20 protein-coding genes are annotated in these 26,379 nt (G+C 69.1%); 12 read left to right on the top strand and 8 right to left on the bottom strand.

The window, feature by feature from the left end; genetic code table 11:
* Positions 1 to 69: 69 nt before the first annotated feature.
* The 4 genes from gltG to D7X32_RS28855 all read right to left on the bottom strand — a co-directional run bounded on the left by gltG (position 70) and on the right by D7X32_RS28855 (position 7,562).
* Positions 70 to 2,037, bottom strand: coding sequence for an adventurous gliding motility protein GltG (gene gltG / locus D7X32_RS28870; protein ID WP_120605784.1), 1,968 nt, complete (start codon positions 2,035 to 2,037; stop codon positions 70 to 72).
* 85 nt (positions 2,038 to 2,122) lie between these two features.
* A complete protein-coding gene (cglF, locus tag D7X32_RS28865; protein ID WP_120605780.1) occupies positions 2,123 to 2,386 on the bottom strand; it encodes an adventurous gliding motility protein CglF in 264 nt (87 codons plus the stop codon).
* Between the two features lie 143 nt (positions 2,387 to 2,529).
* Positions 2,530 to 3,969 carry an adventurous gliding motility TPR repeat lipoprotein GltE gene (gene gltE, locus D7X32_RS28860; RefSeq protein WP_120605779.1) on the bottom strand — a complete coding sequence of 480 codons (1,440 nt, stop codon included), beginning with the start codon at positions 3,967 to 3,969 and terminating at the stop codon, positions 2,530 to 2,532.
* Positions 3,969 to 7,562 carry a tetratricopeptide repeat protein gene (locus D7X32_RS28855; protein ID WP_171447840.1) on the bottom strand — a complete coding sequence of 1,198 codons (3,594 nt, stop codon included), beginning with the start codon at positions 7,560 to 7,562 and terminating at the stop codon, positions 3,969 to 3,971. Before D7X32_RS28855 ends, gltE begins: the two co-directional genes overlap by 1 nt.
* Positions 7,563 to 7,856: 294 nt before the next feature.
* On the opposite strand from D7X32_RS28855, the gene D7X32_RS28850 reads away from it, so the two are divergent.
* Positions 7,857 to 8,513 (top strand): hypothetical protein, encoded by a 657-nt coding sequence (locus D7X32_RS28850; protein ID WP_120605777.1) that lies wholly within the window; start codon positions 7,857 to 7,859, stop codon positions 8,511 to 8,513.
* 80 nt (positions 8,514 to 8,593) lie between these two features.
* The gene (locus tag D7X32_RS28845; protein WP_120605776.1) at positions 8,594 to 9,535 is read left to right on the top strand and encodes an ATP-binding protein; all 942 of its coding nucleotides are present in this window, start codon (positions 8,594 to 8,596) and stop codon (positions 9,533 to 9,535) included.
* On the opposite strand, the gene D7X32_RS28840 is transcribed toward D7X32_RS28845, so the two are convergent.
* Complete coding sequence (locus tag D7X32_RS28840; RefSeq protein ID WP_120605775.1) at positions 9,536 to 12,124, bottom strand: N,N-dimethylformamidase beta subunit family domain-containing protein; 2,589 nt, start codon at positions 12,122 to 12,124, stop codon at positions 9,536 to 9,538.
* A gap of 164 nt (positions 12,125 to 12,288) precedes the next feature.
* The gene (locus D7X32_RS28835) at positions 12,289 to 13,482 is read right to left on the bottom strand and encodes an aspartate kinase (RefSeq protein WP_120605774.1); all 1,194 of its coding nucleotides are present in this window, start codon (positions 13,480 to 13,482) and stop codon (positions 12,289 to 12,291) included.
* 42 nt (positions 13,483 to 13,524) lie between these two features.
* On the opposite strand from D7X32_RS28835, the gene D7X32_RS28830 reads away from it, so the two are divergent.
* The 4 genes from D7X32_RS28830 to D7X32_RS28815 are packed head-to-tail and all read left to right on the top strand — an operon-like array spanning position 13,525 to position 18,117.
* On the top strand, positions 13,525 to 14,268 hold the full coding sequence (locus D7X32_RS28830; protein ID WP_171447842.1) for an ABC transporter ATP-binding protein: 744 nt from the start codon (positions 13,525 to 13,527) through the stop codon (positions 14,266 to 14,268).
* A 17-nt stretch (positions 14,269 to 14,285) separates the two neighbouring features.
* Positions 14,286 to 15,089, top strand: coding sequence for an ABC transporter permease (locus D7X32_RS28825; protein WP_120605773.1), 804 nt, complete (start codon positions 14,286 to 14,288; stop codon positions 15,087 to 15,089).
* Between the two features lie 2 nt (positions 15,090 to 15,091).
* Entirely contained in the window at positions 15,092 to 16,651 is a 1,560-nt protein-coding gene (locus D7X32_RS28820) for a GldG family protein (RefSeq protein ID WP_120605772.1), read from the top strand.
* On the top strand, positions 16,648 to 18,117 hold the full coding sequence (locus D7X32_RS28815; RefSeq protein WP_120605771.1) for a DUF4340 domain-containing protein: 1,470 nt from the start codon (positions 16,648 to 16,650) through the stop codon (positions 18,115 to 18,117). Before D7X32_RS28820 ends, D7X32_RS28815 begins: the two co-directional genes overlap by 4 nt.
* A 6-nt stretch (positions 18,118 to 18,123) precedes the next feature.
* On the opposite strand, the gene D7X32_RS28810 is transcribed toward D7X32_RS28815, so the two are convergent.
* Together D7X32_RS28810 and D7X32_RS28805 are read right to left on the bottom strand one after the other, a co-directional pair.
* On the bottom strand, positions 18,124 to 18,828 hold the full coding sequence (locus D7X32_RS28810) for a metallophosphoesterase family protein (RefSeq protein WP_120605782.1): 705 nt from the start codon (positions 18,826 to 18,828) through the stop codon (positions 18,124 to 18,126).
* Positions 18,812 to 19,636 carry a nucleotidyltransferase gene (locus D7X32_RS28805; RefSeq protein ID WP_120605770.1) on the bottom strand — a complete coding sequence of 275 codons (825 nt, stop codon included), beginning with the start codon at positions 19,634 to 19,636 and terminating at the stop codon, positions 18,812 to 18,814. The genes D7X32_RS28810 and D7X32_RS28805 overlap by 17 nt, the downstream gene beginning before the upstream one ends.
* A gap of 241 nt (positions 19,637 to 19,877) precedes the next feature.
* Between D7X32_RS28805 and D7X32_RS28800 the strand changes: the two genes are divergently transcribed.
* The 6 genes from D7X32_RS28800 to D7X32_RS28775 all read left to right on the top strand — a co-directional run bounded on the left by D7X32_RS28800 (position 19,878) and on the right by D7X32_RS28775 (position 26,367).
* On the top strand, positions 19,878 to 20,876 hold the full coding sequence (locus tag D7X32_RS28800; RefSeq protein WP_120605769.1) for a hypothetical protein: 999 nt from the start codon (positions 19,878 to 19,880) through the stop codon (positions 20,874 to 20,876).
* Between the two features lie 28 nt (positions 20,877 to 20,904).
* Positions 20,905 to 21,447 carry an RNA polymerase sigma factor gene (locus tag D7X32_RS28795; RefSeq protein WP_244239238.1) on the top strand — a complete coding sequence of 181 codons (543 nt, stop codon included), beginning with the start codon at positions 20,905 to 20,907 and terminating at the stop codon, positions 21,445 to 21,447.
* Positions 21,444 to 22,232, top strand: a complete 789-nt coding sequence (locus D7X32_RS28790; protein WP_120605768.1) for an ACP synthase — start codon at positions 21,444 to 21,446, stop codon at positions 22,230 to 22,232. Before D7X32_RS28795 ends, D7X32_RS28790 begins: the two co-directional genes overlap by 4 nt.
* A 173-nt stretch (positions 22,233 to 22,405) precedes the next feature.
* On the top strand, positions 22,406 to 23,980 hold the full coding sequence (locus tag D7X32_RS28785) for a caspase family protein (RefSeq protein WP_120605767.1): 1,575 nt from the start codon (positions 22,406 to 22,408) through the stop codon (positions 23,978 to 23,980).
* An 11-nt stretch (positions 23,981 to 23,991) separates the two neighbouring features.
* Entirely contained in the window at positions 23,992 to 24,957 is a 966-nt protein-coding gene (locus D7X32_RS28780) for a hypothetical protein (protein ID WP_171447848.1), read from the top strand.
* Between the two features lie 123 nt (positions 24,958 to 25,080).
* On the top strand, positions 25,081 to 26,367 hold the full coding sequence (locus D7X32_RS28775) for an AmpG family muropeptide MFS transporter (RefSeq protein ID WP_120605765.1): 1,287 nt from the start codon (positions 25,081 to 25,083) through the stop codon (positions 26,365 to 26,367).
* The last annotated feature ends 12 nt before the right edge of the window (positions 26,368 to 26,379 follow it).

Below are 26,379 nucleotides of genomic sequence, written 5' to 3'. Positions count from 1 at the left end.
GAATTGAAGAAGCGGGCAGCCCTGTCTCCAGGACCGCCCGCGCGGAATCACGGATGTGTTGATTCTACGTCAGTCACCGGCCTGCTTGAAGATGAACGGGTAGGTGACGATCACGGAGCCTCCACCCTTGGGCTCCGGGAACTTCCAGGTGCGCACGCGGCCGGCCACGCAGGTCTCCAGGTCCGAGTTGCCCGCCGTGGACTGCGCGACGTTGGACGTGGCCACCGAGCCGTTGGCGCTGATGATGAACTTCACGGACACCTTGCCGCCCAGCTTGGGGAAGCGGTTGAGCAGGCTCTCGTAGCAGTAGCGGATCTGCCCGCGGTTGCGCTGGATGACCTGGCGGATGAGCTCCTTGTCCAGCGAGCCCATCACTTCCGGATCCGACGAGGTGATGCCCACGTCCACGCTCTGCTTGCCGCCGAGCGTGCCCACGCCGGTGCCGTAGCTGCCGCTGCCGCCGCCACGGCCCTTGGTGCCGATGCCGCCGATGCCGATGCTGTCACCGGTGCCACCGCCACCGCCGCCGCTGCCGCGCAGACCCATGCCGCCGAAGCCGCCCGCGTCGCCCGCCTTGGCGCCGAACATGTTGCCCATGGCGCTCTTGAGCTCGCCGCCCAGGCCCGACTTGCCGAAGATGGTGGAGATGCCGCCCTTGCCGCCGCCGAAGATCTTCGCGGTGAGGGCGCGCGCCTCGTCCTTCTTGTTCGGGTCGCCCTTGGGCGCGGCGCGGTTGTTCGTCTTGGGCGCGTCCTTCTTGCCCATCTGGCCTTCGTCGTTGCGCTGCTTCTGGGCCATCTCGCCCGACTTCTTCTCCTTCTGCTGGTTCAGCTTCTCCAGGAACTTGTTCTTCTGGGTCTCCGGAGGCTTGATGATCAGCTTCGCGATGCGCGCGTCGTTGCCCGCGAGCTCATCCGCGTACTCGTCCCCTTCCCCACTCTGGTTCATGGAGTGGATGACGAAGCCGGTGGCGATGAAGAACATCACCAGGAAGATGTTGAGCGCCGTGTAGTCGATGTTCTCGCTCACCGGCACGGCGACGCGCTTGGGCACCGGCTGGAACTGCGCCTCCAGCGTGAGGCCGCCCAGATCCACCCAGACGAAGTCATCCGCCTCCAGGGTGAGGCCGTAGGCGTCGCCGTCCTGCGAGGCCTTGCCGGACTCCATCACGGCTTCCAGGTCCAGCGTCTCGCCCTTGCGGGTGAGCTCGCCCTTCATCTTGCGCACGAAGCGCACGGTGAAGGACTGGCCGTCGGTGCGCAGCACCTCGAACGTGGGGGCGCCCAGCTTGCCGTCGCCCATCACGAAGTCCACGCCCTTGGCGCTGCCCACCGTGAAGCCCTTCTTCGCGCCGGGGGGCACGAAGAACTCGCCCACGCGCTGGTCACCCCAGAGCAGGCGCAGCGAAACGCCCTGCGGGCCGTTGGACTTCGTCTTCTTCACGGTGCGCACGCGAGGCGCGGCGTCCTGCTCCTCGTGCGCGTCGTCCTCCACCGGAGCCTTGGGGGCTTTCGGAGCCCGGGCGGGCGCGACGGCGTTCTTCTGCGTGGGCGCGACGGACGCGTCCAGCGCGGCGGCGGGCGCGGGCGCCGGAGCGGGCGTCGCGGCCACCGGAGCGGGCGCGGCCACGGCCTGCGCGATGGCGGCGGCGGCGGCCACCGGCGCGATGGTGGGGTTCTTGTCCGTGGGCGCGTCCGCCTGCGCGACGGCGGCGGCCAGGTTCACCGCGGCGACCGCGGCCGGGTTCTCCAGACGGATGGTGGTGCCACCCACGCGGACCTCGTCACCGAAGGAGACCTGCCCCTTGTTGACGCGCTTGCCGTTGACGTAGGTGCCTTCGACGCTGCCCATGTCGATGATGGACATGGAGCCGTCTGCGGCCACTTCGATGACGGAGTGGATGCGGCTGACCTTGTCGTCTTCCAGGCACAGGTGCGCGGAGGACAGACGGCCAATCTTGATGATGTCGCGCTCGTAGTCCTTGGAGGCGACCAGCGTGTCGCCCTTGAAGACCTTGAGTGTCAGGGGTACGGCCATGGAGGGCTCCCGGTAGGCTTTGGCGCTCTTGGACAACGGTGCCGGCGGAAGGTTCCCGCCGTTGATTCAATCCGTGGTGGGGGGATTACAGCTCGCCCACGGACTGCATCACCTTGTCCTCGAAGTCTTCGCGGATGCGGATGAGGTTGGAGTGCTTCACGGTCTTGCGCGCCTCGACGTACTCGCCATCCGGCTTCGTGAGGTCACCCTCGATGGTGTCGTCCTCGAAGTCGATGTTGGTCGCCTTCTGCATCCGGGCGCCGCCACCCTCACCCTGCGCCTTGCCCTCGTCCTGGGCGAAGGCCGGGGCCACCGCCAACGTCACGCACAGCATCAGCCACTTCCGCATCCTGCCTCCACGTGGGGCCCCTTCCGAAGGCCCACTGGTGTTTCCGCATGGCGGCCCCCGCCACGAAGCGCGAGGGGCTCACAAGGTTCGCATCTTCCCGAGCCGCGCCGCCAGCGTGAAGCCACTGGCGGGCGTCTCCCACATCACAGCAGGTCGTCCGAGGGCTCTTCCGAGTCCACCGGGGCTGCATTCTTCTGGGCAGGCTCCGCCTGCTTCCCCGCAGCGGGGGTCGCGGCCGGCTGCTGCGCGCCCGTCGCGGAGACGGGCGTGGCCTGCGGAGCGGTTCCGGTGCCGGACGCGGGCGTCGCGCCACCCGGGGGCGGCGTCTGGCCCTTCTGCCTGGCCTCTTCCGCCTTCATCGCGGCCTGCTGCTGGGCCTGGAGGGCCTCCATCTGCTTGGCCTGGTCCTCCGCGGCCTTCGCCTCGCGCTTGGCCTGCACGATGCTCTCCGCCTCGCGCATGAGGCCGAAGACAGGGGCCTCCGCGTTGATCGCGACCTCGCCGCCCGCCAGCGCGACGTACTTCTTGTAGAGCTCCACCGCGCGCTCGGGGGCGTCCTTCACCTTGTGCAGGATGATGCCGCGGTTGAGGTACGTGGCGCCCAGGTCGGGGTTGATCTTCTCCGCCTCGTCGTACTCCTGCATGGCCTTGTCGTACTGGCCCTGGCCCTTGAGCGCGATGCCCAGGTCCACGTGCGCGGCGGCGTTCTTGCCGTCGGCCTGCAGGATGCGGCGCAGGTGCTCCTCCGCGCCGGGGAAGTCCTCCGCGTGGAGCGCCAGCTGGGCCAGCTCCACGTGCGCGGGCACGTAGTCCGCCTTGGCCTCCAGGGCGCTCTTGAACTGCAGGCGCGCGCCCTCGGCGTCGCCCTCCTTCAGGAGGATGAGACCCACGGCCTGGTGCAGCTCCGGATCCGTGCCGTCCAGCTTCACCGCGCGCAGCGCGACCAGCTTCGCCATGGCCAGCTGCTTGCGGTCCAGGTAGCTGCGGATCATCACCTTGAGGGCGTTGGTGTTCATCGGGTCGCGCATGAGCGCGGCGCGAGACAGCTCCATCGCCTTGTCGTGGTCGTTGTTCTGCCGGTAGATCTCCGCGAGGCGCGCACGCGAGCCCGCGTCATCCGGGTAGCGCGTGAGCACGTCCTGGTAGAGCGCCACCGCGCCGGCCACGTCGCCACCGTTCTGCTTCATGATGGCCAGGTTGTCCGACGCCTGACGCAGGGACGGCTTCTTGGTGAGCGCGGACGCGTAGCGGGCCTTGGCCTCGTCGGCCTTGCCCATGCGCTCGGCGATGACGCCCAGGTTGTACTCGGCCTCCGCGAGGTTCTGGTCCGCCTCCAGGGCGGCCTTGAACTTGCGCTCCAGCGACGGGTAGTCGAACGCCTTGGCCTTCTTCTGCGCGTCGAAGGACTTCACCGCGTCATCGAACAGCAGCATGGCGCGGTTGGAGATGGACACCGGGCCCGTGGGGGCGGCGACGGGCTTGGTCACGGGCGGCGGGGCCGCCGTCTGCGTCGTGGAACAGCCGACAGCGGTCAGCGCCAGCGTGGCCAGCAGGAGGGGGCGGAACGGGTGCATGCGATTCATTAGAGGAAGTCCTCCGGCTCCTGATCATCAACGGTCTTCTTGGGGGCGCCGTCCTTGGACGCGGCGGCGGGCTTGGCGACCTCGGACTCGGTCTGCTGACGCAGCTGATCCGTCAGCGCGGACAGGTCCTCCTTGAGCGCCTCGCTCTTGGCCATCTTCTCCGGCTCGGACTTGGAGACCGGGGGCGGGATGTCCTGCACGGCGGCCAGCAGGTCGCCGCCCAGCACCAGCTCCTTGTTCTTCAGCGCGAGCTTCTCCTCCAGCACCTCCGGGTAGCGGTCCGGGGCGTAGGTGGTGCGGAGGATCTTCAGGCTCGCCGCGGCGCAGTCGTTGAACACGCCCAGCTCGCGGCTCTTGGCCACCGCGCCGGAGAAGGCCTCCGTGGCCTTGTCCTTGAGCGGCTGCGCCTGGTTGCTGAACTCGTCGCGCAGCGCCTGCTGCGACTCCTCGTCCAGGCCGCGCGGCATGGGCGCGTTCACGACGAGCTCCGCCATGTGGTCATACGCGAGGCCAATGCGCTGCAGCGCACAGATGGCCGGCTCCGGGGCGCCCAGGGCCACGGTCTGCACGTACTTCTTCTGCACCACTTCCAGCGCGCGGCCCTTGTCGGCCAGCGAGCCCTTGAAGCGCTCCGGCGACGGCGGCACGCCCCAGTACAGCTTCAGGCGCTTGTACTCGACCCAGTCCGGCTCGATGGCCAGCAGGTTCGCCTGCGCGGCGGCGGCCAGCGCGGGCTTCTCCAGCGAGGTCTGCTGACGGCGGGGCAGCTGGTCGAAGTACTCGAAGATGCGCTTGTTCATGCGGCGCACATCGTTCGTCTTCTTCATCTTCTCGTAGATGCTGACGATGCGGCCCTCGGCCATGAGGAACTTGCTCTGGGAGCGCATGTTGTCGCGCTCGTACTCCTCCAGCAGCTTGATGGCCTTCATGTACGCGCCCTGCTTCACGTGCAGGTCCACGATGGACAGGAACACGTCCTCGGCATCCTTCGACTTGGGCCACAGCTCGACGTAGTGCTCGCGGTTCTTGAGCGCGGCCTTCAGCTGGCCCAGGCCCTCGCGGTAGGTGGCCGCGTTGAACAGCGCGATCTGCGCCTTGGACTCGTCCCACTTCTGCACCACTGCGGGCTTCGCGGGGCCGGCGTCGTTGGAGGCCTGCTTCGCCTTGCCCTTGGCCTTGCTCTTCGCCTTGGCCTTCGCCGCGGGGGCGCCGCCCTTCTCGCTCAGGTTGCGCTCGTAGCCGCGCACGTAGAGCTCGTAGGTGCCCGCCGCTTCCTCGAAGTCACCGATGGCCTCCAGCGCCTCCGCGTTCGCGTAGATGGAGTCCGGCACGTACTTGGACCGGGGGTACTCCGCGAACAGGCGCTTGCGGACCTCGATGGCCTTGTCCAGGCTCTTCGCCTTGTAATAGTCGACAGACGCGTTGTAGAGCGCCAGGTCCGCGATCTCCGTCTGCGGGAAGTCGTGGACGAAGTTCAGGTACGCCTCGGCCGCCTTGGAGAACTCCTTCTTCTCCTCCAGCTGGCTGACCAGCTTGAACGACGACTGTTCAATCAGCTTCGCCAGGTCGTCGCGGAACTTGCCGGTGGCCAGCTTGTCGTTGGCGTAGAAGCGGCGGGCCCACTCGTTGACCTTCGCGAAGTCGCCCAGCAGGTTGTACGAGTCGAGGATGAGGTTGGCGGCGATTTCAGCGGCGCGCTGGCCGTCCTCGAACTTGTACTCGGGGTAGCCGAGCGCGATCTCGCTGAAGCGCAGCACCGCTTCGTCGAAGTGGTTGTGGCGGTAGTAGATGTTCGCCGCCTTGAAGGCGATCTCCACGCGCTTGTCGCCCTTGGGGACGTACTTGAGGTAGCGCTCGCACGCGTCGAGCAGCGACTTCTTCAGCGTGGGGATGGTGATCTTCTTGGTGATGTCCGTGCCGGCGGACTCGGACTTGGCCTCGCCGCGCGCCTCGGCGGCCTTGACCACTTCGTCGTAGGCGAGCACGGCGTTGTAGGAGGCGTTGGTCAGCCACTTGCCCGGCTTGCCCGGCTTGGGCTTGCCCTTGTCGTCCTTGGCCTCCAGCACCTTGGCGTCCTGGAGGACGACCAGCGTGTAGTTGGCGGCGGCCTTGTCGAAGTTCTGGAGGTTGTCGTTGAGGAGCTCCGCCCAGAAGAAGCGCAGGTCATACGCCTTGGGGTTCTCCGGGAAGAGCGTGAGGTAGTCGCTGTACACGGCGTCCGCGTACCGGAACGTCTCCTCGTTGCGCGTCTTCTTGCCCTCGTTGTGCCAGGTGACGGCGAGGTTGGAGAGCGTGCGCTCGGACAGCTCCTTCGCCTCCGCGAGCGCCTTCTTGTCCTTGTCGTCCTTGATGACGCCGGAGGACTCCACGTCCTTCATGATCTTCACGAGCCGGCGCACCTGGGCCACGGTGCGCTCCTTGTTGCCCATGCGCAGGATGCAGTCGACGATCTTGCCCTGGAAGCCGGGGGCCTCCGGAGACAGCGGCTTCTCCTTGATCAGCGCGTTGAAGGTGATGGCCGCTTCGCGGTCCTTGCCGTCGCCGTAGTACAGGTTCGCGAGCTGCTTCATCATCGCGAAGCGGTCTTCCGGATTGGTGGCGACCTTGCCGAAGTCCGCGCGGGCCTGCGTGACGTCACCCTCGCGGGCGAAGGCGCGGACGTAGTCGCCGCGCGCTTCACGCACGAGCGAGCCCTTCGCCTTGGCCTTGCCGTCCTTCTCCACGGCGGCGGCGCCGGCCAGCTCACCGTAGAGGACCACGGTCTTGTACTTGTCCTTCGCGGACTCGTACTCGCCCATGTTGAAGTAGCACCAGCCCTGCTTGTAGAGGGCGAAGGCGTAGACCTGGTTCTCCGGGAACTCAGCGGCCTTCTTGTAGGCCACGAGCGCCTTCTCCAGCTCCGGGCGCTTGCCCTTGGAGTTGTTGAAGTAGTACTCGCCGAAGGCGAAGTACGCGTCCGGGATGTACTTGGACGTGGGGTGCTTCTCGATGAGGCGCTTGAACGCGACGAGCGCCTTCTTGTCCTGGCCGTCCTCCATCAGGTACTGGCCGAGGAAGAAGAGCACTTCGTCCGTGCGCTCGAACTTCGGGTACTCCTGGACGATCTTCGTGTACTGCTCGACGGCGTACTTGCCGTTCTCCTTCACCTTCGCCATCAACTCCGCCTTCTCCGCCTTGGCCTTCTGCTGGCCCGCGGCGTCGTTGCGGTTCATGGCGACGATGAGCTCATCGTCCTTCCGGTTGGCTTCGAAGAAGAAGAACTTCGACTCCTCCCAGTAGAGCTCGCCCAGGCGGAACAGCAGGCTGGGGGCCTCCTTCTGATCAGGAGACAGCGAGATGATCTTCTTCAGCGATTCGATCTGTTCGCGGCGCTTGGAGGCGACCTGCACCTCCACGCCCAGACGGAACTGATCATATTGAAGCGCGGGAGCGGCCTGCTGGGCTTCCTTCGGGCGCGTGATGTCGCCAGCGAGGGACTTGTCCACGGTGGTGGTGGACTTCTTGCCCAGGTCAGCGTCGCGCAGTGCTTTCTTCTCCTGGGCCGAAGCCATGGAAGTCAGGAGAACGAGGCAAACGAGTAGCGAGCGGCGCATGGTCTTCCTAGGAGCGGGGAACCGGCGTCCACGGATGCCTGCTTGCTTGGCAAGTGTCCGGGAATCTTCGGGAATTTCCATGAGGGGACCCGTACTATGCGCGGTTTGCGCAAGGCGGGTCAACTCGGACGGACGGACGTCCGGTCCGTTGGATAGCAGGCGAGAAAACTTCAATTTCGCTGTGGCGCGAGGGCACTCCAGACAGCGACAGGAAGGTTGCACCACGGGCTCCAACAGGTATGGGAGTCTGGCGGTCGTTCGTCTGGCCGCCCTGCCTGGAGCTGTTGTCGGATCATGAGCCTTCTGCCGGAGAGCGCCAGCTTCGAAGAACTGGTGCAGGACTACTTCCTCGCGGTGCGTGGCGCGGGCCTGATGTTGTCCGCGTTGGACACCGAGCTCGTCACCGCGTGGGCGCAGGAAGGCGTGCCTTTCGAAGTCGTGGCGCGCGGCATCTCGCGCTCGGCGGAGAAGGCGCTGTGGGACGCGCGGCCGGGTGAGCCGGTGCTGCGTTCGCTGCGTGCGTGCCGGCGCCAGGTGGAGACGGAGATCCGCAAGTACCGCGACCTGTCCGCGGGCCAGGGCGAGGAGGCCGAGTCGCGCGCTTCCTCGAAGAAGCGCCCTGCCCGCTCCTGGGAAGAGGTGCGGCACGCGCGGCTGTGCGCGGCGCTGCGGGCGTTGACGGAGCGTGAGGACGCGCTGGCGCCCCGGGTGCACCGGCTGCTGGACACGGTGCTCGCGTGCGTGCCCCATGAGCCCGCGGCGATGGATCAGCAGGAGGCGTGGGCGCTGATGGCGCTGCTGCGCGCCCTGCCCTTCGCGGAGCGACGCACGGTGTGGCGGGATGCGCGTACCGGTGAACAACAGCTGATGACCGCCCGCGCGCGGCGTGTGGCCCGGCGCTTCAGGCTCCAGGCGGCCGTCAGACGGCGGCTGGACATGAAGGAGACCTGAGGGGTTGTCCCCCTTCCACACGCCTGAACGGACGGCCAGTGGGCTGACGGACAGGGGGGACGGTGTTATGGCAGGGCACGATGGCTGCCAAGGCAAACGGCGAGGCGTGTGGGCTGTGCGGCGGGCGGACGTACCTCATCGAGCGGCGCGGAGAGCTTGCGTCGGCGCGGGTGTGTACGTGCTCGGATGCGTGCCCGGTGTGCGGTGGGCGCGGGCACATCCTGGTGCAGAAGGAAGGCACCTTCAGCGCGAAGGTGGGACCCCGGACGTATGACGTGCTGGAGCCGTGCGTGTGCACGCTCCGGCGCACGCGGGTGGCGCTCTACAACGACGTGCAGATGCCGGGCGTGATGGCGCACGCGTCGTTCGACAACTACCGGCCCTTCAACGAGGCGCAGGACCGGGGCCGCGGCGTGGCGATGCACTTCGCCCACCAGTACGTGAAGAGCGCCACCAACAAGGGCTTCGTGCTGAGCGGGCCGGTGGGCACGGGCAAGACGCACCTGCTCGCGGCGACGCTCGGGCACCTGGTGCTGGAGATGGGCGTGAAGTCCCGCTACGTCGAAATCTCCCTCCTCTACGCGACCATCCGGCGCGGCTTCCAGGACGGCAAGAGCGGTGGGGAGATCATCGGGCCGCTGTCGGAGGTGGAGGTCCTCGCCATCGACGAGCTGGGCAAGGGGCGCGGCAGTCCCTTCGAGATGGAGACGCTCGATGAGCTGATCGCCCGGCGCTACAACGCGGGGCGCACGACGCTCTTCGCCACGAACTACTCGCTGGAGCCGGAGCGCAAGGGCGCCCGGAGCAGCGCGCCTTCGGGCTACCGCGCCACGGAGGACGCCCGCTCCGCCATGAAGGACGCGGAGCTGCTGCGCGAGCGCGTGGGCGAGCGCATCTACAGCCGGCTCTGCGAGATGTGCACCTTCGTGGAGCTGCCGCGCGACACCCCGGACCGGCGGCGCACGCGGCAGGAGATGGACGCGCCGCCGCCCATGGGTGGCATGCGCAACCCGGGCCGCTGATCAGCGCTTGATGGCGCGGACCAGCGAGTTGCCCGCGTCCGCCACGTAGAGGGTGCCGTCCGGCCCCACCGCGAGCCCGGCGGGCAGCACCAGCTGGGCGTCCCTGCCCGCGCCGTCCTCCGAACCGTAGCGGCCGCTGCCCGCGAGCGTGGTCAGCTTCTCGGGCTCGCCCGACGCGTTGAAGACGAGCCGGCGCACGCGGTAGTTGCCCGGGTCGGAGATGGCGAGCGAGCCGTCCGGCAGCAGCGCCAGGCCCAGGTACGGCAGCAGCTGGCCCTCCTTCGGGTCCCCGTCGCGGAAGCCGGGCGTGGAGCCCGCCATCACGGTGGTGACGCCGTCGCGCACGCGCACCACGCGCGCCATGCCGCTCTCCACGACGTAGGTGGTGCCGTCCGCCGCCTGCGCCACCGCGGAGGGCCGGTAGAGCCAGTCGCCCTGGAGCGTCGTCACCGGGTTGCCGGGCGTCACCATGTCGATGCGGCGGATGACGCTGTTGTTCAGGTCCGCCACGAGCAGCGCCGTGCCGTCCGGCGTGAAGGACAGGCCCGCCGGCTGGTTGAAGGCCGCCGCCAGCGCGGGACCGTCCTGATAGCCGTACGTGGTGCCCGCGAACACCTCCGCCTGCCCGTCCGGAGTGATGCGGCGGATGACCGCGTTCTCGGTGTCGGACACGTAGAGGTTGCCCAGCGCGTCCGCGGCGATGCCCATGGGGCCCGAGAGCTTCGTGAGCACCGTGCGGATCTTCCCGTCCGGCGACACGCGCTTCACGCTGTTGCCCAGCGAATCCGCCACCGCCCAGCCGCCATCCGGCAGCACGGCGACCGCGAGCGGCGCGCCCAGTTCATCCGCCGCCACCTTGCCCTCCGATTGGCAGCGCTTGCCGGGCTGGCCCGCCACGGTCGTCACCGACGCGGCGAACGGCCCCACCGGCGCCGGAGCCGCGGGGGGCTGGAACTTCACCAGGTCGCCCGGCAGCTTCCGGCCCAGCGCCTTGTAGAGCACGTTGGCCACGATGCGGCCCGCGCGCGGATCCGCCACGCGGTCCCCCGCCCCGGACAGCTTCTGCACGAAGTCGATGCCGCCCGAAGAGAAGACGTATGCGTCACCCTGCTTGCGCACCACCATGTGCGCGAAGCCGAAGCCGCCCTGGAGCGACAGCGATGGAGACTCCGCGAGCACCTCCACGCCGGCCGGCTGGCGGCCGTTGGACACCAGCTGATCCACCTCGTAGCCGTTCGCCATCCACAGCGTGTCACCGGCCTTGAGCCCCGTGCCGCTGAAGGCCCAGTGGTCCGGATTCGTGATGACGGTCGGGAAGGGCCACTGGTGCCAGCGCGCGGCGAACTGCACGCCCAGGAGCGCGTTCTCCGGGCGGGGCGCGGGCAGGTCGCGGAACTTCACCGTCTTGCGCTGGTCCTTGTACGGGTCCTCGGGCGCGCCCTTGTAACAGGTGACCACGCGGCGCTGGCGGCCGTCGGCGGCGGGCTCGAAGCGCACCTGCCAGTAGGCGTTGTTCGCGCCCAGGTTGATGAGGGACCGCTCTTCCGACAGCGCGCGGTCCGCGAAGTCACGCTGCTTGGAGGACCAGTACTCGTCGTGACCGGACATCACGAAGACCTTCGCGCCACGCAGGAAGTCGTAGCTTTCGTCCATGTCCTCGTTGGTGAAGTAGCCCACGTCCAGGTCCTGGGACTCCAGCCACGTCACCAGGCTCAGGTCGTCCGTCATCAGCTGCCCGGAGCCCTGGCCCCGGTAGAAGGGCCGGTCGTAGGAGGACTGGAAGGCGCGCGCGACGCCGTGCGACTTCATCACGCCCTTCTGATCATCGTAGAGACTGGTGCCGCCCCAGGTGTTGTAGGCCGCCCAGGTGGCCGTGGGGATGAGCACCGCGACCTCCGAGCGCGGGTTGGCGTCCCGCACGAAGAAGGGCACGTAGCGCGAGGGCCGGTCGTCGCGCACGAGCTTCACCACGTACACGCCGCGCACCCAGTCCTCACCGATGGGGATCTCCAGCGTGGGCGACCAGGCGCAGGCGATGATCCCCGTCGTGGGATCCGCCGGACAGTCCGCCTGCCGCGTGCCCTGCACGGAGCCGCCGCGCGCGACCTCGCGGGCACCGACGCCGCCGTAGTAGCCCAGGCGGTAGACGAACCAGCTGAACTTGCGCGGCTCCGACAGGGACACCGCCACGCGCAGCGACTCGCCCTGCTTCAGGGTGGCCTGGAGGGCGTAGCCTTCAATCTCCCGGCTGTTGGCGTTCTTGTCGATGCGCCAGCCCGTGGTGCCCTTCTTCTGGTTCTCCTTGTGGACGGCGTCCGGGTCACGCGCGGGCAGCGCACTGCCACCGTCGGGCAGCGTTCCCGCGTCCGGCTCTTCGTCGGGGATGCCCGCGTCATATTCGGGAACGACGATGCCGCCGTCCGGGCCGGTGATGACGCCCGCGTCGTCGTTGCTCAGGGGCGGATCATCGTGGCGATCGCCAGGAGGAGGCGTGCCGGGTGCCGGACCGGAGTCCTTGCATCCAGAGGCCCCCGTCACCAGGAGCGCCAACACCACCCCCAGCCCCATCCAGCGACGCCCGTGAGCCATGACAACCCTCCAAGGTGTTCAAGGGCGGAGGGTAGGCATCGACTTCGTGGAAGGAAGCGCCCTGCTCCCCTTGGGAACGGAAGTTCAACGCTTGAAGCCGCTTGGTCCCCAGGTCCAACCCGCAAGTCCCCGGATCAACGGAGGTCGGGCTGGCGCGGAGCGTGTCAGCTACCGAGCAGTTCGCGGTGCAACCGCGCCGTGAGGGTCTTGAGGTGGGCCTTGTCCACCAGGAGGGTGATTTGGAGAGGCGAGGTGCTCACGGCATGCACCCGGGCGGACAGGGCCTCGGCGGCCGACAACGCCTTGCGCAACGGCACCCAGTCCGCGTTGAGGCCCACGCCCACGCAGGTGACGGTGCCCCAGCCGTCCTTCCACTCGACGCCCGCGCCGAAGCGCGTGGCCAGCTCGCGCTGGAGCGCCTCCGGCCCATGGATGTCCGCGAGCGGCACCGCCAGGAACGTACGCCCCGGCGCGCCCGGCAACCCGTCATGAGCGAGCGTGCGGCCTCGAACGGCGCGCGCGTCCAGGAACTCCAGCAGCTCCTGGAGGGGCACGCTGGCGTGGGCGACGAGCACGGCCATCTCCGTGTCCGCCGTCACGCCCTTCACGCGGCTGTCGGTGGGCACGGCCAGCTCCTGCACGCTGGTGCCGGTGCCCTGGCCGTGCGCGGTGCGCGCGAGGATGGTGATGCCGCGCGCCTTGGCCCACTCCACCGCCTGGGCGTTGAGCACCTTGGCGCCAGCGCTCGCCAGCTCCTGCATCTCGTCGTAGCTCAGCGACTCCAGCTTGCGCGCGTCCGGCACCACGCGCGGATCCGCGCTGAAGACGCCGTCCACGTCCGAGTAGATTTCACACGCCTCCGCGTCCAGCGCCGCCGCCAGCGCGACCGCGGTGGTGTCCGAGCCGCCGCGCCCCAGCGTCGTCACCTCCTTCTTGTAGGACACGCCCTGGTAGCCCGCGACGATGACGACCTTGCCGTGCGCCAGCTCGTCCTGGATGCGGTAGGGGCGCACCTCCACGATGCGCGCCTGGGCGTGCGCGTCGTTGGTGATGATGCCGCTCTGGCTGCCGGTGAAGCTGATGGCCGGCACGCCCTGCTCCTGGAGCGCCATGGACAAGAGCGCCATGGAGATGCGCTCGCCGCAGGTGAGGAGCATGTCCAGCTCACGCCGGGGCGGGTCCTGGGACACGCTCTTGGCCAGCGACAGCAGGTCGTCCGTCGTGTCGCCCATGGCGCTGACGACCACGACCACCTGATAGCCCGCGTCCCGCTTCTGCTTCACGCGGCGCGCGACCTTGCCGAGCTTCTCCGCGTCAGCGACCGATGAGCCGCCGTACTTCTGCACCACGATTGGCATCCACGCCTCGCTTCCGGGGCAGTGTAGAGTTCGCCCCCGCGCATGCCAATCACCGAGAAGCCCATCATCGAGGTGCGCAACCTCACCCGGCGCTATCGCGATCGCGTGGCCATCGAGGACCTGTCCTTCACCGTGGGTGAGGGGGAGCTGCTGGGCTTCCTGGGTCCCAACGGCGCGGGCAAGTCCACGACGATGAAGGTCCTCACCGGCTTCCTGCCGCCCTCCGAGGGCAGCGTGAAGGTGGCGGGCTTCGACGTGTCCACCCACCCCATGGAGGTCAAACGGCGCATCGGCTACCTGCCGGAGACGCCGCCGCTGTATCCGGAGCTGACGGTGCACGGCTACCTGGCGTTCGTCGCCGCGCTCAAGCAGGTGCCCGGCCGCGCGGTGAAGGCGGAGGTGGCGCGGGTGGCGGGGCTCACCGGCGTGGACGACGTGATGGGCCGCGTGCTCCAGAACCTGTCCAAGGGCTACCAGCAGCGCGTGGGCATCGCGCAGGCGCTGCTCGGTTCGCCGCCGGTGCTCATCCTGGATGAGCCCACCGAAGGACTGGACCCCGTGCAGCGCGCGGACCTGCGCGCGCTCATCCGGAGCCTGTCGGGCAGGCACACGGTGCTCTTGTCCACGCACATCCTCCCGGAGGTCACGGTGACGTGCGAGAAGGTGCTCATCCTCCACCAGGGCCGCGTGGTGGCCCATGACTCCATCGACCAGCTGGCGAAGTCCCATGGCCAGGCCGGGCACGCGTCGTTGGAAGAAGTCTTCATCAAGCTGACCGCCGCCTGAACAGGAACCCCCAGCGCATGCGCACCGCTTTGGCCATCGCCCGCAAGGAACTGGCCGTCGCCTTCACCACCCCGTGGGCCTACGCCGTCATCACGGCGATGGCGGCGCTCTCGTCGTTCTTCTTCGTCAGCCTGCTGGAGCAGTTCCAACAGGTGCAGTCCCTGGCGCGCGAGCACGGCTGGAGCCGGCTGCCCCCGGACTCCATCGTCTACCGCAACCTCACCGACGGCGTGGTGGTGCAGCTGTGGGGCGTGGTGCTGATCATCACGCTCTTCGTCGCGCCCTTCCTGTCCATGCGGCTGTTCGCGGAGGAGAAGCGCCAGAAGACGTTCGCGCTGCTGCTCACGACGCCGGTACGGCCGGTGGACATCGTGCTGGGCAAGTACCTGGGCGGACTGGGGCTCATCTTCGTCACGCTGGGACTCACGCTGGTGTTCCCGGTGCTGCTTTCGGTGGTGGGCTCGGGCCCGTCCGGCTCCGCGCTGGAGTGGCCCACGGTGCTGCTGGGCTACGGCGCGGTGCTCCTCTGGGGCGCGACGTGCATGGCGGTGGGGTTGTTCATCTCCGCATTGACGGAGAGCCAGATGCTGGCGGCGTTCCTCACCTTCACCGTGCTCCTGCCGTGGATGCTCCTGCGCGGCGTGGCCCAGTCCACCGCGGAGCCGCTGCGCTCGTTCCTGTCCTACCTGTCCTTCGACACGCAGTTGCAGGGGATGATCCAGGGCGTGCTGGAGGTGCAGGCGCTGGTGTTCTTCACGTCCGTCATCCTGTTCTCGCTGCTGCTCACCCACCGCGCGGTGGAAGCGCAGCGCTACGCGTGACCATGAGAGCGACCCACGTCACCCGGGTGCTGGGGGCCTTTGGCCTGCTGCTCCTGCTGTCCAGTCCCCTCACGCTGTTCCTCACCTCCGGCAGCGTGGCGCTCGCGGGAGGCAAGGCGGTGCTGGGCGCGGCGATGCTCGCGGCCTACGTCCTCACGCACCGGCAGGAGCTGGGCCGCGCGGGCACGCGCCGCACGGGACGGTTCCTGGCGTCATCCGTGCTCACCACGCTGGTGGTGCTGGGTGTGTTGGTGGCGCTCAACGTGCTCGCGTTCCGCAAGAACCAGCGGTGGGACCTGACACGGGAGCGCATCTTCTCGCTCGCGCCGCAGACGGTGCAGACGCTCGCGGGGCTGAAGGAGAAGGCCCACGCGCTGGCGCTCGTCCCGCCCACGCATCCATCCTATGGCGAGCTGGAGGAGCTGTTCCGGCGCTACCACGAAGCGGCGCCAGAGGCGTTCGACTACGCCTTCGTGGATCCGCGCCGTGAACCGTCCCTGGCCGCGAAGTACCAGCTCAAGGACGGGCAAACGCTGGTCGTCGTCTCGCGCGGCGAAGGCGACGCCGCGCCCCACACCACCCTGCCCCTCCCTGCCGAGCAGGAGCTGACCAACGCCCTGCTCCAGCTGGGCGCGACGGGCGCGCAGAAGGTGTACTTCCTCGAGGGGCACGGCGAGTGGCCGCTGGAGCCCCCCGCCGGCGGGGACGGACTGTCGGAACTCCGGCGCCAGTTGCAGCGCGAAGGCTACCGCCCCGAACCGCTCAACCTCCTGGGCCGGAAGGAGGTGCCTCGTGACGCGGGACTGCTGGTCATCGCCGGAGCGAAGCAGGACTACACGGCGCCGGAGGTGGCGGCCCTGCGCACCTACCTGGGTGAAGGCGGCCGGCTGCTGTACTTCACCGACGCGAACACGGAGGACGGGCTGGGCCTGTTCCTCGCGGACTACGGCGTGCAGGTGGACGAAGGCGTGGCGGCGGATCCACGGTTCAACTCGGGCAACCCGTTCGTCCTCGTGTCGAACTTCTACGGCAAGCACGCCATCACGCGCCCGTTGCAGGAGCGCGGGTTCAACGTGCAGCTGCCCACGGCGCGCAGCTTCACGCTCGTCCGCGAGGGCTTCCTGCTGCCCGGCGTGACGGTGGAGCCCGTGCTGCTGAGCTCGCCCTATGCGTGGGTGGAGTCACGGCCCCTGGAGGACACCACCCCGTCCAGCGGCGAGAAGATGGGGCAGCTCACGCTCGTGGCCGCCGCGTCCCGGGACACGCGCGCGGCGGAGCACAAGCGCTTCGACGAGGCCCGGCTGGTGGCGGTGGGCGAGTCGGAGCTGCTGCTGGATCCGAACTGGCGCTACGAGGCCAATCGCAACCTGGTGATGAACGCCCTGGGCTGGGCGTCCCATCAGGTGGAGAAGATCACCCTGCGTCCCCCCGACCGTGAGACGTCCACCCTGGAGCTGAGCGAGGACCAGATGCGGACCCTGCGCTTCGTGTCCACTGACTTGCTGCCCCTGTCGCTGCTGGGCGTGGGACTCGCGGTCTGGCTGTCGAGGAGGAACCGGTGAGGACTTCCACTGTCGTGATGCTGGGGCTGATGGCCATGGGGCCCTGGGCGTGTTCGCGCGACGCGGACAAGCCCGCGGCGCCACCGAAGCTCTTCGCGACGGGGGCCGAGGAGCCGCGACGGGGCGCGCCCCCGGCCCCGGCTCCCGTGTTCACGCACCTGACGGTGAAGGCCCGCGGCGCCACCACGGAGCTGGAGCGGACCCCGGAGGGCTGGCGGCTCCTGTCGCCCGTGGAGGCGAAGGCGGATGCGTACGTGATGGAGGCCCTGCTGAAGCAGCTCTCCTCGGCGAAGTTCAAGGCCACGGTGAATGCCTCTCCGTCGGAAGCGGACCTGAAGAAGTATGGGCTCACGTCCCCGACGTTCACCGTGACGGCGCGGGCCTGGCTTCCGGACGCCAACGGTGAAGGCGCGGAGGATCCGTCCCGCCAGCGCACGGTGACGCTGGTTGGCGGCGACGAAAACCCCTTCGACGGCTCCGTCTACGTGCGCCGCGAGGGCGATGCGGCCGTGTACGCGGCCGACGGTGCCGTGCGGTACGCGTTGGACAAGGGCCCCTTCGAGCTGCGCGACAAGGCGTTCCTGGGGCAGCTGGACCTCGCCTCGCTCCAGTCCATGGAAGTCACCGCGAAGAACAACGCGTACGTGCTGATGCGCGAGCCGGACGGCATGTCGTGGCGGGTGGAGAAGCCGACGCAGACCCGCGCGAACGCCCCCATGCTGAAGGGCACGCTCATGAGGCTCGCGGAACAGCAGGCCCTGTCCTTTCCCCAGGACACCGCCGCCACCCGGGAAGCCCTGGGCCTGGACACCCCCGTCGTTGACGCGCGCTTCGTCGCTGTTTCCGGCGAGCCCATCCGCATCCGGATGGCCCAGGTGACGCGCGACGGCGAGCCCGTCGTCCATGTCCTGAGGGAACAGGGGACGCGCTCCACGCTGGCGCAGGTAGAGGCACGGACCCTGACGTTGCTGGACGTGGACATCCAGGAGTTGAGGGACCGGCGCGTGCTCGTGTTCCAGCGCGACGCCGTGCGGCGACTGGAGTTCCATCCCGGAGGCCAGGCCGCTCCCGTGGTGGTGACGCGCGGCGCGGGGAACAGCGATGCGTGGCAGGTCGAAGGCCCCGGCGGCGGACGCGCCCTGCCCTTCCGCATGGTGAAGGTCCTGGCCCAGTTGGAGGGCCTGAGGACCGCCAGGTTCGTCGAGGCGAAGGTGGAGCGCTGGGAGCCCTACGGCATCACCGCCGCGTCCCAGCGCGTCGTGCTTCGCGATGCGGACGGACGCGAGCTGGCGCGGCTGTGGGTGGGCAACGCCGTCCCGGGCATGGCGCAAATCCGCTATGCGCGAGGCTCCGGGCCAGACCTGGTGATGGTGTACCTGTCCCAGCTGGCGAACATCCCCACGCGCGCCGCGGACTTCCTGGAGCCGCCGCCCGCGGATCCGGACGGCGGGGCTCCCGCCCCCTGAGGAGCGCTACACCTCCAGCAGGACGAAGCGCTGCTCGGGCGTGAACTTGGTGAGCAGCGGCATCGCGACGTTGAACACCGGGATGCCGCTCTTCGTCTTGCCCTCGCGCGCGCCGTGGTGCGCGTGGCCGTGGAAGACGTAGGCCGCGCCATAGTGGTCAATGGGCATCGACAGGCGGCTCGTCCCCAGGAAGGGGCGGATTTCGATGTTCTCCCCCTCCAGCGTGTCCGGGATGGGGGCGTAGTGCATGATCACGACCTTCTTGGGCGTGTCCAGGTGGCTGAGCGCCGCCTCCAGCTTGAGCGACTCCGTGACGGCCTCCTGCACGAAGGACTTCGTCTGGCCCTCGCCGAACGCCTGCAACGTCGCGTTGCCGAAGCCACCGCCGAAGCCCTTCACCCCCGCGACGCCCAACACCTTCTCGAAGATGAAGTGGTCCCCGTCGAGGATGTGCACGCCGACCTTGGAGAGCTCCGAGCAGATGTCCTTCACCTGCCCGTGCTCGTAGTCGTGGTTGCCCAGCACCGCGGCGCAGGGGACGCGCAAGGCCGAGAGCTCCTCGGCCAGCACCTTGCCCTCTTCGATCATCCCGCGGTCCGTCAGGTCACCGCACAAGAGCAGCATGTCCGCCGAGGCGTTCACCTGTTTGATCAGCTGACGGAAGCGCCCGTGCTGGTCGTCCCGGCAGTGCAGGTCACCGACTGCCGCCAGCCGAATCTTCGAGCTCGGATCTCGCGCCACGTGTCCCCCCCTCGGGTCTGTCCTGTTCGTCCCACGCCCTGCCGTCCCCAAAGCCCCAGTGGTGGATGTCCACGTGGTAGTTCACCTTGGACACCAGGTTGCCCCGGCACAGCCGCTCCTCCCAGCTGCCGTCGCGCACCGTCTGGAGCGTGCGGCTCATCAACTCCGTCATCACGTAGTTGGGCACGATGTCGCGCTCGCTGGGGTACGCGAAGCGGAACATCATCAGGTGGCTGAGCAGCACCTCCCAATAGCGGTCGAAGCGCCGGAGGATGCGGTCCCAGTCCATCTCCCGCCCCGCCTTGAGGATGAGGTGGTTGATGTCCGCGCCGTCATAGCGCTCGCGCTCGGTGACGAAGGCCTTGGACCAGATCATCTCCTCGGCCGGCGCGATGAGGCACTCGTAGCCGAAGATGGTGGCCTTCTTGTCGTGGGTGAACCACTCGTCGTCCACCGTCGCCACGCCGTTGCCGGAGGAGAAGATGAAGTCGACGAAGTAGTCGCCCTTGTACGCCTTGTAGAGCCACACCTCGTCCGGACGTTCCGTGCGCCAGCCATCCTTCTCCAGCACGTCCAGGGCCCGGATGGCGTCCGGCTTGCGCGGGAACAGGTCCAGGTCCTTGGTGTCGCGGTAGATGCCCGTATAGGTGGCGTAGGCATACGCCCCGCCCACCACGAACGGCACCCCTGCCTCATGAAGCAAACCGACGGCTCTGGCGCGGGCGTTGATCTCGTCCGGCGCACGCTCCCGCTCGGCCAGCGTGGCGTCCGTACCCATCTCCCCGGGATGGTTCGGGTGTCGTTTTTCCATGGGCGAAAGGTAGGGATGGCCCATTTCAACCGTCGGGCAAGCGGGCGCGAGCGCCCGGAGAGCAAGCAGCCAGACGCCAAGGAACTGGTTTCATTGAAGTTTTCGGCCTCAAGCGAGCCCTTTTTCTGTTTTTCGCCCGGCCTGTGTCCATAGGAGCGAATTCCCTGCCGCACGGCCCGCACGACGGGCCCTGAAAGGACACCCGACCATGCTGCGCAAGAGCTTGCTGTGTGCCTCACTGCTGTTCGTGGGCTGCAACGACGCCCAGAGCAACGACGCGGAGACCTTCCGTGATGGCCTGCCCTCCAAGGAGATGACGCAGGTGAAGCCGCCGAAGGAGAACGGCCAGGGCCTGACGGCGGCCGGGCCCTCCGCGCAGTATGGCCAGGGGCAGAAGGCGGAGTACTACCAGGCGACGGTGGCCGCCACGGTGTCGGTGAACGGCGGCACCCTGTGGGTGCTCAACCTCATCGAGCAGATCACCAAGTATCCGCCGACGACGCTGGAGGAGAACAAGGCGGTGTGGGGCCCGAGCACGGAGGCGCTGAGTCCCACGACGTGGCGCCTGACGGTGACAAAGTCGGGAGACGCTTCGTTCTCCTGGGTGCTGGAGGGCAAGGCGAAGGCGGAGGAGGACAGCGCCTTCCGGGCGGTGCTGTCGGGCACGCAGCAGGTGGCGGTGGACGCGGACGGCGAGCGCGTGAAGGGCTACGGCTCCGGCGAGCTGTTCATCGACTGGGACGCGGCGCACACCCTGCCGAACGCCGACGACAACGTGGGCACGGTGGAGATCCGCTACGCGCGTCCGAGCGCCTCCGCGGAGGCCACGGTGGACGCGGACTTCCACCAGGTGCGTGACGAGAACGACGCCAGCAAGCGCGTGGACGGGAACTACCACTACAAGGCGTCCGCGGCGGCGGGCGGCGAGTTCGAGTTCGCGACGTACGAGGACATCGACAACGGCGACCCGCTGCGCGCGAAGCTGGAGAAGCTGTCCATCAAGAGCCGCTGGACGGCGACGGGGGCAGGCCGCTCGGACATCAAGGTGACGGGGGGCGACCTGGTGGGCGAGGCCACGCTGAACGAGTGCTGGGACACGAACTTCCTCAGCACCTACTTCCGCGTCAGCCTGGACCCGCGCCTGGGCTACGGCGAGGCGGAGGCGGCCTGCGGCGGGTTCACGGCGGCGGTGTACTCGTCGCTGTGAGGCAGGTCGCGGTAGGCTCCAACCGCGCGTGACCGGACCGACCCCGCTGGCCCTGAAGGTGGTGCCTTCCCGTTCCAACGAGGACCGGCGGGCCGTCCTGCGCGAGCTGTATGTGAAGTACGGCGGCAGCGTGCGTGAGCGCTGCCGCTACCTGCTGAAGGATGCGAGCCGGGCGGAGGACGCGATGCACGACGTCTTCGCCCGCGTGATCGTGCACGGGGACTCGTTCCGCGAGGAGGCGTCTCCGCTGACGTGGCTGATGAAGATCGCCACGCACCACTGCCTCAACCAGCTGCGCTCGGAAGGGGCGGCGTGGAAGAAGTGGTTCGCGCGCGACGAGGCGGCCCGTTCGGAGGGCCACGGCGGAGCGGAGGCGATGGAGACGCGCGACCTGGTGCGCAAGCTGCTGGCCCGGGTGGACGCGGAGACGCAGGCGGCGGCCATCCACTACCACGTGGACGGGATGACGCTGGAAGAGGTGGCCGCGGTGCTGGGACGTTCGGTGCCCACGGTGAGGAAGCGGTTGGAGCATTTCGCGGAGCTGGGTGGAGAGGAGCTGAGCGTCCGATGAGCGCGCATGAGTCGAGCTGGACATTGCGCCGCCTGCACGCCGGCGAATTGCCCACCCAGGAAGCCCACCGCGTCCGGGAGCATGCGGAGGCGTGTGAGGCGTGTGGCGCGACGCTCCGGTCCTTCGTGGACGCGCAGGCCGCCTTCGAGGCGGAGGTGCCGTTCGAAGGTTTCGAGGCCGGCGTGGAGCGGGCCCGCGCGAGGCAGGCCGCCAGGGAGCCGGCGGCCCGCGCGCAGTGGGCCCGGCCGTTGATGGCGGTGGCTGCGTCCGTGCTGGTGCTGGTGCTGGCGCGTCCGCTGCTGGAGAGCGGCGGGAGGGCGGATCCGGTCCCGCCGCCTGGGACGGGCAATCGCATCAAGGGCGGCGCGGGCGCGGAGCTGCGAATCGGTGGGGGCGTGGATCCGCAGCGGGTAGCGAACACGGACGCGCCGGAGGCGTTGCAGCCCGGCGAGCGCGTGCGGCTGGGCTACACGGCGGATGCATACCGTTTCGTGGCGGCGCTGTCGGTGGATGCGCAGGGCGAGGTGACGCCGCTCTATCCGGAGTCCGGGGACAGCCTCGCGGTGGAGCCAGGTGCGGGACAGCACTGGTTGCCGGAGAGCGTGGAGTTCACCGGCGCGGGAACGGAGCGAGTGGTGCTGGTGCTGACGGACGCGCCCGTGTCGATGGACGCGTTGAGCGACACGGCCCGGAAGGCCTTCACCGCCGCGGGCCGGGACGTCACGCGCATGGCCCCGCTGGACGTGCCGGGCGCGCAGACCCAGTGGATCCTGCTGAAGCCATGAGCGACGGTCCCGTGAGCGTGTTGCGGAAGCGCCTTGCGCCCATGGCTGCCTCGGCACGGTCCGCGTTCGCGCGATTCCTCGCTCCGGGAGCGCGGCGAGCGCCGTGGACTGCGCCGTCGGAGTGGGCAGTGAAGACCCGCGCGTCAGGACGCAGGCGCGAATGGGTCACGGCGATGCGGGCGTCGATTCCCGCACTGGTGCTGGCCTCCACCGCCGCGCACGCGGACACGCTGCATCGCTTCGCGCTCATCGCGGGCAATGACACGGGCGGCTCGGACACGCGGCCCTTGAGCTACGCGCGCGACGATGCGCGCAAGATGCACGACCTGCTCACGCGGCTGGGCGGTGTGGCTCCGGCGGACGCGAAGCTCCTCCTGGACGACGACGCGAAGGACTTCCTCGCCGCCCTGGCGGAGCTGGAGCAGCGGGCCCGCGCGGCGCAGGCTCGCGGCGAGCGCACCGCGCTGTTCGTCTACTACTCCGGCCACGCGAAGGACGGCGCGCTGCGGCTGGGGGCCTCGCAGCTCGCCTTCGACGCGCTCAAGCGCCGGCTGGCGGACGCGCCCGTGGACATCCGCATCGCCATCCTCGACTCCTGCCGCTCCGGCGCGCTCACCCGCACCAAGGGCGCTCGCAAGGCCCCCGCCTTCGACGTGGAATCCGGCGCGGCACGCGATGCCCGGGGCGTCGTCATCCTCACCTCCAGCGCCGCGGACGAGGACTCGCAGGAGTCGGATGCGCTGGGCGGCAGCTACTTTTCCCACCACCTGGCCAGCGGGCTGCTGGGCGACGCGGACCGCAGCGGCGACGGACGCGTGACGCTCTTCGAGGCGTATTCGCACGCCTACGCCCGCACCGTCGCGGACACGGCCGACAGCAGCGCGGGCCCCCAGCACCCGACGTTCAGCTACGACCTGGCGGGCAACGGCGACCTGGTCCTCACCGACCTGCGCGCGAGCGCCGAAGGGCTCGTTGTTCCCGGCAACGCCCCCGCGGGCTCCTACTACTTCGTGGATCCGGGCGGACTCGTGGTCGCGGAGCTGGACAAGACCGCGGACACCGAGCGCCGCGTGGCCCTGGCCCCCGGCACCTACCGCGTGAAGCGCCGGCTCAGCGACCGGCTGCGCATTGGAGACGTGGAGGTCGCGCGCGGCCGGACCACCATCCTCCAGGAGCCGCGCTTCCAGGATGCGCCCTTCTCCGATGACCCCGTGAAGGGCGCCATGCTGGACAAGGGCGCGTGGTGGACCTTCGGGCTCACCGGCGGCTACCAGTCGTTCTTCGACGCGCAGACGCGCCAGTCCCTCTTCCTCTCCGTGCCCCTGTTCGGCGCGGAGGCCGAGCTGCACGACTACTTCCGCCGCGACTGGGTCTGGGGCTTCGACGCGGCGCTGGGCGGCACGAACAGCGTGCTGGCGCTGCCCACGCTGGAGGGGCCGACGTACCGCTACTCCATGGTGAACGTGGGCACCAGCCTCACCGCCGAGTGGCCCGTGGGCCGCGTGGCTCCGTTCGTGGGCGTGCGCGTCGCGTACCTCATCATGGGCCGCAAGTTCGACGACGCGGCGTTCCCGGATCAACGCTACGCCATGGTGTCACCGGGCCTCGCGACCGGAGCGCGCTTCCAGATCACGCGCCGCCTGAACCTCACCGCGCGCAGCCGCCTGCAGTACCTCCAATACACCGTCGACGCGCAGCGCTCCCTGGGGTTCTGGGAGCTGGCCGCGCTCCTCACGTACGAGCCATGAGGGAGCCCCTGATGCGAACCCTTGCCCTGGCCCTCCCCTGCCTCCTCGCGGTCGCGTGCGGCGGAGACTTCTCCAACGACGACCTGGAGTTCCAGAACGCCCTGCCCCAGCGCGAGGACCTGGCCGCGAAGCTGCCGGACAGCGCCCGTTCCGGGCAGGGCCTGGGCACGCGCGTGCAGCGGCTGAGCGCGTCGCTGGTGCTGGGCGGAACGTCGGAGCTCGCCCTCCAGGCCTACGCGGCGGGCACGCAGTTCAACACCAGCGTGGACGGCCTGCTCTCCATGCTGGAGCTGTTCCGCAACGCCCCCCCCACCACCCGCGAAACCGACCGGCGCATCTGGGGCCCCTTCCCCGCCGACGACCATCCCGGTCACGAGCTGCGCTTCGTGATGAACCGCCAGGGGGACTCCTTCGCGTACCTGCTCCAGTTCCGCCCCAAGGGCGGCGGCGAAGGCGCGTGGTGGACCTACCTGCCCGGCACCTTCAAGGCGGACGGTGGCATCCGCAAGGGCGAAGGCACGCTCGCGCTGGACCTCAAGGAGGCTCGCGACAACGGGTTCGACACGAAGGAGGCGACCGCGCTGGACCGGCTGGACATCGGCTACCAGACCCGGGCGCTGCCCACGCGCGTGGAGCTGCTCTTCACCGGCGCGGGGGCCTCGGTGCCCCTCACGCGCTACGCGTCACGTCAGACGCCCGAGGGCCTGGGGGAGATGGCCTTCCGCCTGCCGGGGGAGGACCTGATTCCCGGCGGACTGCTGGAGACGCTGGACATCGTGGCGCGCTGGACGCCGGACGGCCGGGGCGTGCTGGTGCTCAACATCCTGGAGGGGGACGCGAAGGGCGCTCAGTACACGGAGTGCTGGGACACCCGGACGCGCATCACCTTCATGCAGCGCAACTGGGACTTCATCACCCCCACCGAGGGCAACCGCGCCACCTGCCCGGACGTGTCCGCGCTGGACCCGGTGCCCTGAAGAGGCCGCCCGGGCTCCGCCCGAGTTTCGGGCCGGACAGCAGCCGGGCGGACAGTCCCTGCCCTTCGGAAGGTGACGTGCGGGGTGGATTCTCTATGCTGGCGGCTGTTTTCCCGCGCCCCCATGCCCAACTCCTCGCTTCTCACCGTCTTGAAGAGCCGGCGCGTCTGGCTCCTGATGGCCGTCGGCTTCGCGTCCGGCCTCCCCCTGTGGCTGACCGGCGTCACGCTGTCCGCGTGGATGAAGAACGAGGGGGTGAACCTCAAGACGATTGGCATCTTCAGCCTCGTCGCGCTGCCCTACACCTTCAAGGTGCTGTGGGCGCCCCTGATGGACCGATACACCCTGCCCTTCCTGGGCCGGCGGCGCGGCTGGATGCTGCTCACGCAGGTGCTGCTCGTGGGCGCCATCTCCGCCATGGGGCTGGTGAACCCGAAGGACGCCCCCATGGCCATGGCGTGCATGGCGGTGGTGGTGACGTTCCTGTCCGCAAGCCAGGACATCGTCGCGGACGCGTGGCGCACGGACATCCTCACGATGGAGGAGCGCGGGCTGGGCAACTCGCTGTACGTCACCGGCTACCGGATGGGCATGCTCGTCGCGGGCGGGCTCGCGTTCATCCTGTCGGATCACCTGGGCTGGTCGCGGACGTACTACGTGATGGGCCTGCTCATGATCGTGGGCGTGGTGGCGACGCTCATGGCCCCGGAGCCCCAGAGCGTGCGGCCTCCGCGCAACCTGGCGGACGCGGTGGTGCGGCCCTTCGTGGACTACTTCCGCCGCAAGTACGCGCTGGGGGTGCTCGCGTTCCTGGTGCTCTACAAGCTGGGGGACGCCATCGCCGCCAGCATGGTGACGCCCTTCTACATCGAGCTGGGGTTCTCCAACACGGAGATTGGCGCGCTCAGCAAGACGCTGGGCATGGTGGCCACCATTTGCGGCGGCCTGCTGGGTGGCGTGCTGATGGTGAAGCTCAGCATGCGCCGCGCGCTGTTCATCTTCGGCGCCGCGCAGGGCCTCACCAACCTGGCCTTCATGGCCCTGGCGCTGGTGGGCAAGAACGACCTGATGCTCGCGGGCACCATCGCGGTGGACAACATCTGCACGGGCCTGGGCGTCACGGCGTTCGCGGCCTTCGTGATGTCGCTGTGCCACAAGAGCTTCAGCGCCACGCAGTACGCGCTGCTGTCCGCGCTGGGCACCATCGCCAACCGGCTCATCGGCTCCGTGTCCGGCTACCTGGCCACGTGGATGGGCTGGCCCACGTTCTTCGCCTTCACGGCCGTAGCGGCCATCCCCGCGCTGGTGCTGCTGATGTTCCTGCCGGAGCACGCCGCCCAGCCGCAGGAGGATGAGCCCCCCGCGCCGGAGGCCGCCCCGCCCGCGGCGTCCGTCGCCGTGGCGCGCTGACGGCTTCCGGAC

It is taken from the genome of Corallococcus carmarthensis (assembly GCF_003611695.1).
GTDB lineage: Bacteria > Myxococcota > Myxococcia > Myxococcales > Myxococcaceae > Corallococcus > Corallococcus carmarthensis.
The sequence above is the reverse complement of the archived record's forward strand: the minus strand, read 5'-3'. Positions and strand labels throughout refer to the sequence as shown.